This window comes from Rhodosalinus sp. (assembly GCF_041685465.1).
In the GTDB taxonomy this organism is placed as follows: Bacteria; Pseudomonadota; Alphaproteobacteria; order Rhodobacterales; family Rhodobacteraceae; genus Rhodosalinus.
In genome coordinates, this window is sequence record NZ_JAWLFS010000104.1 from 1 (window position 1) to 10,029 (window position 10,029).

At 72.3% G+C, this 10,029-nt stretch carries 8 protein-coding genes; 5 read left to right on the forward strand and 3 right to left on the reverse strand.

The window, feature by feature from the left end:
• Window positions 1-40: 40 nt before the first annotated feature.
• From ACESL7_RS08575 to ACESL7_RS08585, 3 genes are all read right to left on the reverse strand, one after another.
• The gene (locus ACESL7_RS08575; RefSeq protein ID WP_372892901.1) at window positions 41-2,893 is read right to left on the reverse strand and encodes a peptidoglycan -binding protein; all 2,853 of its coding nucleotides are present in this window, start codon (window positions 2,891-2,893) and stop codon (window positions 41-43) included.
• Between the two features lie 3 nt (window positions 2,894-2,896).
• Window positions 2,897-4,144 (reverse strand): biopolymer transporter ExbB, encoded by a 1,248-nt coding sequence (locus ACESL7_RS08580; protein WP_372892902.1) that lies wholly within the window; start codon window positions 4,142-4,144, stop codon window positions 2,897-2,899.
• 67 nt (window positions 4,145-4,211) lie between these two features.
• Window positions 4,212-4,742, reverse strand: a complete 531-nt coding sequence (locus ACESL7_RS08585; protein ID WP_372892903.1) for a gamma-glutamylcyclotransferase — start codon at window positions 4,740-4,742, stop codon at window positions 4,212-4,214.
• A gap of 67 nt (window positions 4,743-4,809) precedes the next feature.
• On the opposite strand from ACESL7_RS08585, the gene ACESL7_RS08590 reads away from it, so the two are divergent.
• The 5 genes from ACESL7_RS08590 to ACESL7_RS08610 all read left to right on the forward strand — a co-directional run.
• Complete coding sequence (locus ACESL7_RS08590; RefSeq protein WP_372892904.1) at window positions 4,810-5,790, forward strand: DUF2125 domain-containing protein; 981 nt, start codon at window positions 4,810-4,812, stop codon at window positions 5,788-5,790.
• 96 nt (window positions 5,791-5,886) lie between these two features.
• Window positions 5,887-7,371 (forward strand): ABC transporter substrate-binding protein, encoded by a 1,485-nt coding sequence (locus ACESL7_RS08595; RefSeq protein ID WP_372892905.1) that lies wholly within the window; start codon window positions 5,887-5,889, stop codon window positions 7,369-7,371.
• Between the two features lie 93 nt (window positions 7,372-7,464).
• Window positions 7,465-8,412: an ABC transporter permease gene (locus ACESL7_RS08600; RefSeq protein ID WP_372892906.1), complete on the forward strand. Its 948-nt coding sequence runs from the start codon at window positions 7,465-7,467 to the stop codon at window positions 8,410-8,412.
• Between the two features lie 59 nt (window positions 8,413-8,471).
• Window positions 8,472-9,287, forward strand: a complete 816-nt coding sequence (locus ACESL7_RS08605; RefSeq protein ID WP_372892908.1) for an ABC transporter permease — start codon at window positions 8,472-8,474, stop codon at window positions 9,285-9,287.
• Window positions 9,284-10,029: ATP-binding cassette domain-containing protein (locus tag ACESL7_RS08610; RefSeq protein ID WP_372892907.1), on the forward strand; the 746-nt coding region annotated here is incomplete at its 3' end. The genes ACESL7_RS08605 and ACESL7_RS08610, both read left to right, overlap by 4 nt.

The window sequence follows — 10,029 nt, forward strand, 5'->3', positions numbered from 1 at the left end:
CCCCCGCGCCCCCCCGCCCCCCCCCCCCCCCCCAACGCCCTCAACGCTCGGTGAGCTTCAGCTCGATGCGCCGGTTGCGCGCGCGCGCCTCCGCCGTGTCGCGCGGGTCGATCGGCTGGTACTGCCCGAAGCCGTTCGCCGCGAGCCGCTCGGGCGGCATGTCGTGGGCGTCGATCAGGTAGCGCACGACCGAGAGCGCGCGCGCCTGGCTGAGCTCCCAGTTGTCCTCGAACTCCGCGCTGCCGACGATCGGCACGTCGTCGGTGTGCCCGTCCACGCGCAGCACCCAGTCGATCTCGGGCGGGATCTCGTCCATGATGCCCTTGAGGATCTCGGCGACCTCCCCGATCCCGGAACGGCCTTCGGCCGAGAGCTGCGCCTCGCCCTGCGCGAAGAGCACCTCGGAGGGGAAGACGAAACGGTCGCCCTCGATCTCCACGCCTTCGCGCGCGCCGAGGATCTCGCGCAGCCGCCCGAAGAACTCGGAGCGGTAGCGCTCGAGGTTCTCGCGCTCCTCCTCGAGGCGGCGCGCGCGGGCCGCCTCGAGCTGCCGGCGCCGGCGCTCCTCGGCGGCGGCCCGCGCGAGCGCGGCGTTCAGATCCTGTCCGAGCGACTCGATACGCACCTGCTGTGCCTCGTCGCGGTCGCGCGCGTCGTCGAGCACGGCCTGCAGGCGCGACAGCTGCCTGTTGAGTTCGCGCACCTGCTGGTTGAGGAGCGCGGTCTGCTTCTCGGCCTCCTCGGCCGCGGCCCGCTCTTCCTCGAGTTCCTGCTCGGCCACGGCGAGCAGGCGCAGGCGCTCGGCCGCCGTCTCCTCGGCGTCGAACCGGGCCGCGGCGGCAGCCTCCAGGCGGGCGCGCAGATCCTCGACCTCGGTCTCGGCCGCACGTTCGGCGGCGAGCGCCGCGGCGAGGCGCTCGCGCGTCTCGGCCGCGTCGGCCTCCACCTGCCGCTGTTCCGCGAGCGCCGCGGCGAGGCGCCGGCCGAGATCTTCCTCGGCGCTCTGCGCCGCGACCACGGCCGAGAGCGCGTCGCCGAGCTGGCGTTCGAGATCGGTGAACTCCTGATCGCGCGCCTCCGCGTCCTCGCGGCGGTCCTCCAGCGCCGCGCGCGTCTCCTCGAGGGCCGCGCGGGTTTCCGAAAGCTCGCGCGCCGAGGCCTCGGCCCGGGCCTCCGCAGCGGCAAGATCGGCGCGCAGGCTCTCCTCGGTCTCGATGGCCGCGTCGAGATCGGCCCGGCGCCCGGCGAGGGCCGCCTCGGCCTCCTCCGCGCGCGCCTCCGCCGCCGCCAGATCCGCGCGCAGCGCCTCCTCCGCCCGGCCGCGCTCCGCGATGCGCTCGAGCGCGGCGGCGAGGCGGTCGCGCAGGCTCGCCGCTTCCGACTCGGCCGTCTCGACGGCCGCCCGCGCGTCTTCGAGCGCGGCGCGCGTCTGCGCCGCCGCGGCATCAGCGGTCTCGGCGGTCGAGCGTGCGGCACCGAGCGCCGTCCGTGTCTCCTCCAGATCGGCCCGGAGGCGGTCGCGCTCGGCCTCGGTTTCCGAGAGATCGGCGCGCGCCGCCTCGGCGTCGAGAAGCGCGGTCGCGAGGGCGGCCTCGAGCTCGGTCAGCCGTTCCGCGCCGACGGCGCGGGCCTGTGCCGCGGCGGCCTCGGCCTGTTCGGCGCGGGCGCGGGCGCGCGCCGCCTGCGTCACCGCGGCGGCGAGCTCGGCCTCGAGGTCGGAGAGCCGCGTCGCGCGCGCCTCGGCCTCCGCTTCCGCCGTCTCGGCACGGGCGCGGGCCTCGTCCCCGGCAGCGAGCGCGGCGGCGAGCCGTTCCTCGAGCGACGCGATGCGGTCGCCCCGGTCCTCGGCCGCGCCGCGCGCCGCGGCAAGCTCGGTGCGCAGGGTTCCCGCCTCCTCCCGCGCTTCTGCGAGCGCCGCGCGGAGCGCCGCGGCCTCCTGTTCGGTCGCCACCGCCTCGGCGCGGGCGGCCTCGCGGGCGCGGGTGGCGTCGGCGAGATCGGCCTCCAGCCCCTCCTGCGCGAGGAGCGCCGCGGCCAGCCTTGCGTTCAGGTCCTCTTCGGCCCTCTCGGCGGCGGCGAGAAGCGTCAGCGTCTCCTCGGCGCGCGCGCGCTCCTCCTCGAGCGCGAGGGTCATGGCGGTGAGTTCGGCCTCGGAGTCTTCCAGCCGGTCGCGCAGCGCCTCGGCCGCCGCGGCCTCGGCGAGGCGGGCCTCCTCCTCGGCGCTGAGCTCCTCCTGCAGCTCGGAGACGCGGCCCTCGAGCGCGAGGCGGGCCGCCTCGCCCTCCTCCGCCTCGGCGCGCAGGTCGGCGACGAGCGCCTCAAGCGCCGCGCGCCGCGCGGCGGCGAGGCGCGCGGCCTCGGTCTGTTCGTCGACCTCCTCGCGGGCGGAGGCGAGCGCGGTTTCCAGCGCGTCACGCTCCGAGGCGAGCTCGTCGCGCGCGTCCTCGAGCCCGGCGATGCGGTCCCGGGCATCCTCCCGCTCGGCCAGCAGGCTCGCGACCTGCTCCTCGAAGCTCGCGATGCGGGCGCGCGCGCCCTCCAGCGCCTCGTCCTGCGCCTCGGTCCGGTCGCGCAGCGCGGCGATCAGGTCGGCCTGTTGCGCGCTCTCGTCCTCGGCGGCCTCCAGCGTGGCGGCGAGTTCGCCCACACGGTCCTCGAGCGCCTCGTTGCGGTCCCGCGCGAGGCCCAGCGCGCGCGAGAGGCTGCCGATCTCCTGCGACAGCAGGTCGAGTTCGCTCTCCTGCCCGCTGATCTCCTCGGTGAGGACGTACTGCACCACCATGAAGATCGTCAGGACGAAGATCAGCACGAGGAGAAGCCCCGTCATCGCGTCCACGAAGCCGGGCCAGATCGAGGCCTGGAACCGCTGGCCGCTGCGCCGCGCGAGCGGCATGGCTCAGCCCTCCCCGCCCTTGGTCTCGCGCCGGATCCGGGCCGACGGCGGTGCCGCGCGCGGCGTGCGGGGCTCGCCCCCGGCCGGGGGCTGGCGCGCGCCGAGCTGCTCGACGGCGCGGGTCAGCGCCGCGATCTCCGTGCGCAGTTCGGCCATGCTCTCCTGCCGGCCGGCGGACATTTCCTCGAGCAGGCGCAGCATCTGAACGTCGATGGAGCGCAGGCGCATCCGGCTTTCGGAGTCGAAACCGCCATCTTCGGCGCGGGCCTGGGTCTGCAGCACGTCGGCGAGCTGTTCCTGCCCTTCCGCCACGCGCAGGAGCGCGGTGGTCGACGGGGTCGAGGATTCGATCCGTTCCGTCATGCGCTCGATCGAGTCGGCGAGCTGCCCGAGCCTGGAATCCACCCCGGCGCGGCTCTCGTCGGACTCGGCGAACATGGTCTGCAGCATGTCCATCTGCTCGGCCATGTGGTCGATGACGGCGACGACCGCCTCCTCGTCGACCTCGCCCTCGCCGTCGGAGGAGAAGCCGAGGCGCGTGATCGAGGAGAGCCACTCCTCGAGCTCGCGGTAGAAGCGGTTCTGCCCGTGGCCCGCGAAAAGCTCCAGAAGCCCCACGACGAGCGACCCGGCGAGGCCCAGCAGCGAGGAGGCGAAGGCCACGCCCATGCCGCCGAGCTGCCCCTCGAGCCCCGTCATCAGCCGGTTGAAGACCGCGACGCTCGGCTCGCCCTCCTGCGGGGCGAGCCCGCGGATCGTGTCCACCACCGCGGGCACCGTCGTGGCCAGCCCGTAGAAGGTGCCGAGAAGGCCGAGGAAGATCAGCATGTTGATGATGTAGCGCGTGATCTCTCGCGCCTCGTCGAGGCGGGTCGCCACGCTGTCGAGGATCGAGCGCGTCGAGGTGGCCGAGATCTGCCGCCCCCGCCCGCGCGAGCGCAGGAGCGTCGCCAGCGGCGCGAGGAGGCGGGGCGCCGCGGCATCGCTGTCCGTGCGGCCGTCGGCGAAAGCCTCGATCCAGCGCACGGACGCGATGAGCTGCGCGACCTGCACGAAACAGGCGAGCACCCCGATCACGAAGACCACGCCGATGAAGCCGTTGAACCAGGGATTGGCCAGGAACACCGGCATGACCCGTGGTGCGGCCAGAACCGCGCCGAGGCCCGTCAGGGCCAGAACGATCAGCATGAAGAGGATCTGTCGGACGGGCTGCGAAAACTGCGGGGCCGTCTCGAGGTCCGGCTGGGCCATGTGCGCGTGTGTTCCGGCTTTGACTGCGCGTGCGACCCTATCTGTCGGCGCGGACCAAGCCAAGCGACTATGCCTTGAGCGCCTGCACCCGGGCCGAAAGCCACTCCAGATCGGGGTCGGCAAGGCCGAGCTCGGCCAGATGTGCCGCCGTGTTGTGCAGATATTCGTCGTTGGGCCCCCGCCCGCCGGTCGCGCGGGCGATGATGCGCGCCTGCGCCTCGAGCGAGAGCGCGCCGCAGTATTGCTCGTGTCCCGCGTCGATCACGTAGGTCACCGCCTCGACCTGCCGCCCGTCGGAGAGCTCCAGCGGCAGCATCCGCTCGACGTAGGCCGAGGAGACGAGCTCACGCTCGCGGAGGTAGGCGAGCGTCGCCTCCTCGGTCCCCGGTTCGGCCGCCAGCGCCACCCCGTTGCAGACCGCGCCCTGCGCCGCGTCGAGCGCGAGGACGAGGCCCGGTGCCTCCGGCGTGCCGCGGTGATGCACCGAACGCATGCAGAAGCTGCGGTGCCAGTCCGGGAGCCGGGCCAGCGTCCGCCCGGCCACGGGAAAGCCCGGGTTCCACAAAAGCGATCCGTATCCGAATACCCAGAGCGTCACGGCGGCTGGCCCTTTCTGCGGGGCGGGGTTAAACACGTCCGCCGCGGGGGTGCAAAGGGATGGGCACATGAAACGGCTATTGGTCCTGATCGTCCTCGCGACGCTCGCGTGGTCCGGCTACTGGGCCGTCGGCGCATGGCAGTTGCGACAGGCGCAGGAAGACTGGTTCGAAGAACGCCGGGCAGACGGCTGGCAGGCGGATTACGCCGATCTCGGCGTGGGCGGATTTCCGAACCGCCTCGACACCACCTTCACCGACATCGCGCTCGCCGATCCGGGCAGCGGCCTCGCGTGGCAGGCACCGGTCTTTCAGATCCTGCGACTGAGTTACCGCCCGAACCACCTGATCGCGGCCTGGCCCGAGACGCAGAGCCTCGCCACGCCCGAGCGCCGTGCCACCGTCGAGAGCGAGGACATGCGCGCCAGCCTTGTCCTGCGCGGCGGCGAGGACCGCGCGCTGGAGCGTGCGACGCTGGTGGCCGGGACGCTGCGCCTCGTGCCGGAGACCGGCGGCGCCTGGGCCCTCGCGCGGCTCAACGCGGCAGCCGAGCGCACGGCGGCGAGCCCCGCGACCTACCGGCTCGGCCTATCGCTCGACGGGCTCGCGCCGCCGGGGTCGCCGCGTCGGCTGCCGCAGACGCTCGACGCGGTGCGCCTCGACGCGACGGTGGCCTTCGACGCGCCGTGGGATGCGGCGGCAATCGCCGCGCGCCGTCCGCAACCCCGGCGGATCGAGCTCGACACCGCCGAGGCGACGTGGGGGGATCTGGTGCTGCGCGCGGCGGGCCGGCTCGACGTGGACGCGGAGGGGCGGCCCGAGGGGCGGATCGCGCTGCGCGCCGAGAACTGGCGCGCGATCCTCCGCCTCGCGCAGGAGACCGGCGCCCTGCCCCCCGGGGTCGCGGGGACCCTCGAGGACGCGCTGGCGCTCGCCGCGCGGCTTTCCGGCGAGTCCGGGACGCTCGACATGCCGCTCGATTTCGACGACGGGCAGATCCGTCTCGGCCCCGTGCCCCTCGGCCCCGCGCCGCGGCTCGTGATCCGCTGACGCCCGGCGCGGGCGGTCTGGACAGTCTCCGGGCCTTCAGTCACTCTTCGCCGCGACAGACGCCGTCGAGGCGCATCCGTTCAGGGAGACCGCAAGATGACACAGCCCCTCCGCCTTGTCGCCGCGAGCGCGCTGGCGCTCGCTGCCGGGCTCGCCCCCGCATGGGCCGAGCGCACCGATGTCACCGTGGCCATGCAGCTCGAGCCGCCGCACCTCGACCCGACGGGCGGTGCCGCGGGCGCGATCGACAGCGTGCTCTACGCCAACGTCTTCGAAGGGCTCACGCGCTTCACCGAGAGCGGCGAAGTGGTTCCCGGCCTCGCCGAAAGCTGGGAGATTTCCGAGGACGGGCTCACCTACACCTTCGCCCTGCGCGAGGGCGTGACCTTCCACGACGGCACCGAGCTGGACGCGGACGACGTCAAGTTCAGCCTCGACCGCGCCCGCGAGGAGGACTCCACGAACGCGCAGAAGCAGCTTTTCGCAGCCATCGACAGCGTCGAGGCGGTGGACCCGCAGACCGTGCGCGTGACGCTCGCGCAGCCGGACGGGATGTTCCTCTTCAACATGGCCTGGGGCGACGCGGTGATCGTCGCGCCCGAAAGCATCGGCGAGATCAAGTCGCAGCCCGTCGGCACCGGTCCCTTCCGCTTCGAGGAATGGGCGCAGGGCGACCGGATCGATCTCGTGCGCTACGACGACTACTGGGGCGAGGCGCCGGCGCTCGAGACGGCGACCTTCAAGTTCATCTCCGACCCGACGGCGGCCTTCTCGGCGATGATGGCCGAGGACATCGACGCCTTTTCCGCCTTCCCGGCGCCCGAGAACCTGCCGCAGTTCGAGGCCGACCCGCGCTTTCAGGTGCTCGTCGGCTCGACCGAGGGGGAGACGATCCTGTCGATCAACAACGCCGAGCCGCCGCTCGACGAGCCGAAGGTGCGCAAGGCGATCGCCCATGCCATCGACCGGCAGTCGGTGATCGAGGGCGCGATGTTCGGCTACGGCACGCCGATCGGCACGCATTTCGCGCCGCATCATCCGGCCTACGTCGATCTTACCGACATGTCGTCGCACGACCCCGACCTCGCGCGCGAGCTTCTGGCCGACGCGGGTTACCCGGACGGGTTCAGCACGACGCTGAAGCTGCCGCCCCCCTCCTACGCGCGCCGCGGGGGCGAGATCATCGCCGCACAGCTCCGTGCGGTCGGCATCGAGACGGAGATCACCAATCTCGAATGGGCGCAGTGGCTCGAGGAGGTGTTCAACAACAAGAACTTCGGTCTGAGCATCGTGAGCCACACGGAACCGATGGACATCGGCATCTACGCCCGGCCGGATTACTACTTCCAGTACGACAATCCCGAGCTTCAGGCGCTGATGGACGAGTTGAACGCCACCACCGATCCCGACGCGCGGATGGAGATGCTGCAGCAGGCGCAGCGCATCATCGCGGAGGATTACGTGAACGGCTACCTGTTCCAGCTCGCGATGACCACGGTCGCCAAGGCGGATCTGCGCGGGCTCTGGGCCAATGCGCCGACGCAGGCGGTGGACCTCACGGGCGTCTCCTGGGACCAGTGACCTGCATGCGCGCTCGTCGGCCCTGACGGGCGCGCCTCGCGAAGAGGCCCCGCACGGGGCCGATGAGCGCCCCGGAAGGGCGATGGAGACCCCATGCTGCGCTACACGCTCAAGCGCCTGATCTCGCTCGCCATGAGCCTCGCCGTGGCGTCGCTGGTCATCTTTCTGGTGGTCGAGGTGGCGCCCGGCGATCCGGCGGCCTTCATGCTCGGCATCAACGCCGAGCCCGAGACGGTCGCCGCGCTGCGCGCCGAGCTCGGCCTCGACGTGCCCAAGTGGCAGCGGTACCTCGACTGGGTCGGCGGCATGGCCACGGGTGACTTCGGCACATCCTACACCTACCGCACGCCGGTGGCGGAGATGATCGCGGAGCGGTTGCAGGTCTCGTTGCCGCTCGCCCTCTATGCGCTCGCGCTCTCCACGCTTCTGGCGTTCCCGGCGGGAATCTACGCCGCCGCACGGCGCGGGCGTGCGGGCGATCTGGCCGTGATGGGGGCCACGCAGCTCGGCATCGCGGTGCCGAACTTCTGGTTCGCGATGATGCTGGTCCTGCTCTTCTCGATCACGCTGGGCTGGTTCGGCGCGGGGGGCTTTCCCGGCTGGGACGAAGGGCTCTGGGCGGGCCTGAAGGCGCTGACCCTTCCGGCCGTCGCGCTCGCCCTGCCACAGGCGGCGATCCTCGCGCGGGTGATGCGCTCCTCGCTCATCGACATCCTGTCCGAGGACTTCATGCGCACCGCGCGCGCCAAGGGTCTCACCCGCCGGCAGGCGCTCTGGCGCCACGGGGTCCGGAACGCGCTGATCCCGGTGCTCACCATCATCGGGCTGCAGTTCGCCTTCCTGCTCGCCGGCGCGATCATCATCGAGCAGGTGTTCTACCTGCCCGGCCTCGGGCGGCTGATCTTCCAGTCGATCTCGGCCCGCGATCTGATCGTGGTGGAGTCCGTGGTCATGCTGCTGGTCTTCGCGGTGATCCTGGTGAATTTCCTCGTCGATCTGGCCTATGCCGCCGTCGACCCCCGCCTGAGGAGCCGCTCGTGAGCCTGGCCGAGCCGAACGACGCACCGCAGCCCGCGCCGCCGGCGCGCCGGGCCGGGGGCGTGCCGCGCAGCCTCTGGATCGGGCTCGCGCTGTCCGCGATCTTCGTCGTGGCGGCGGCGCTCTCCTTCCTCTGGACGCCCTACCCGGTGGACGGGATGAACATTCCCTCCCGGCTGCAGCCGCCGTCATGGGCGCATCTTCTGGGTACCGACCAGTTCGGCCGCGACATCCTGTCGATGATCATGGTGGGCGCGCGCACCTCGATCGCGGTGGCGCTGCTGGCCGTGGGGATCGGCATGGCGCTCGGCGTGCCGCTCGGCCTCGCGGCGGCGGCGCGCAAGGGCGGGCTGCTGGACGAGGTGATCATGCGGGCGAACGACCTGATCTTCGCCTTCCCCGCGCTGGTGATCGCGATCCTGATCACCGCCGTCTTCGGCGCCTCCGCGATGAACGCCATCATCGCCATCGGCATCTTCAACATTCCCGTCTTCGCCCGCCTCACCCGCGGCGGCGCGCTCAGCCTCTGGGAGCGGGAGTTCATCCTCGCCGCGCGCGTGGCCGGCAAATCGGCCCCGCGCATCAGCGTCGAGCATATCCTGCCCAATGTCGCCAACCTGCTGATCGTGCAGGGCACGATCCAGTTCAGCCTCGGCATCCTGGCCGAGGCGGGGCTCTCCTACGTCGGGCTGGGCGCGCAGCCGCCGACGCCGAGCTGGGGGCGCATGCTCGCCGAGGCGCAGACGATGGTCAGCCTCGCGCCGCATGTCGCGCTGATCCCCGGTCTCGCCATCGTGCTGACGGTGCTGGGGCTCAACCTCATGGGCGACGGGCTGCGCGACCTGCTGGACCCGAAGGTGCGAAAGGCGCGCGCATGAGCCTGCTGCAGATCGAACACCTCGACCTCGCCATCGGCGGGACGCCGATCCTGCGCGACGTGTCGCTCGCCATCGCGCCGGGCGAGATCGTGGCCGTCACCGGCGAAAGCGGCTCGGGCAAGTCGATGACGGCCTTCGCGGTGATGGGCCTCATGCCCGGCGCGGCCGAGGCCACGGGGCGGATCGTGCTCGACGGGCGCGACATCCTGAACGCCCCGGAGGCCGAGATGTGCCGCCTGCGCGGCGCCGAGGCGGGCATGGTCTTTCAGGAGCCGATGACCGCGCTCAACCCGGTGCAGACCATCGGCGACCAGGTGGCCGAGACGATCCTGATCCATCAAAAGGTGCCGCGCGCCGAGGCGCTTGCCCGCGCCCGCGCCATGCTGGACCGGGTGGGCCTGCCCGCCGAGCGCTTTCCCCTCTCGCGCTACCCGCACGAGCTGTCGGGCGGGCAGCGCCAGCGCGTGGTGATCGCCATGGCCATCGCGCTCAGGCCGAAGATCCTCATCGCGGACGAGCCGACCACCGCGCTCGACGTCACCACGCAGGCCCAGATTCTCGCCCTGCTGCGCGAGCTGGTGGACGAGTTCGGCATGGGGCTGATGATGATCACCCACGACCTTGCCGTGGTCAGCGACATGGCCGACCGCATCGTGGTGATGCGCGAGGGCGAGGTGGTCGAGACGGGCGAGACCCGCGCGCTCTTCGCGAACATGCGCCACCCCTACACCCGGATGCTCTT

Coding starts and splice junctions, on each gene's coding strand:
- ACESL7_RS08590 (WP_372892904.1), top strand. CDS start 4,810: ATGAAACGGCTATTGGTCCTGATCGTCCTCGCGACGCTCGCGTGGTCC.
- ACESL7_RS08575 (WP_372892901.1), bottom strand. CDS start 2,893: ATGCCGCTCGCGCGGCGCAGCGGCCAGCGGTTCCAGGCCTCGATCTGG.
- ACESL7_RS08600 (WP_372892906.1), top strand. CDS start 7,465: ATGCTGCGCTACACGCTCAAGCGCCTGATCTCGCTCGCCATGAGCCTC.
- ACESL7_RS08580 (WP_372892902.1), bottom strand. CDS start 4,144: ATGGCCCAGCCGGACCTCGAGACGGCCCCGCAGTTTTCGCAGCCCGTC.
- ACESL7_RS08595 (WP_372892905.1), top strand. CDS start 5,887: ATGACACAGCCCCTCCGCCTTGTCGCCGCGAGCGCGCTGGCGCTCGCT.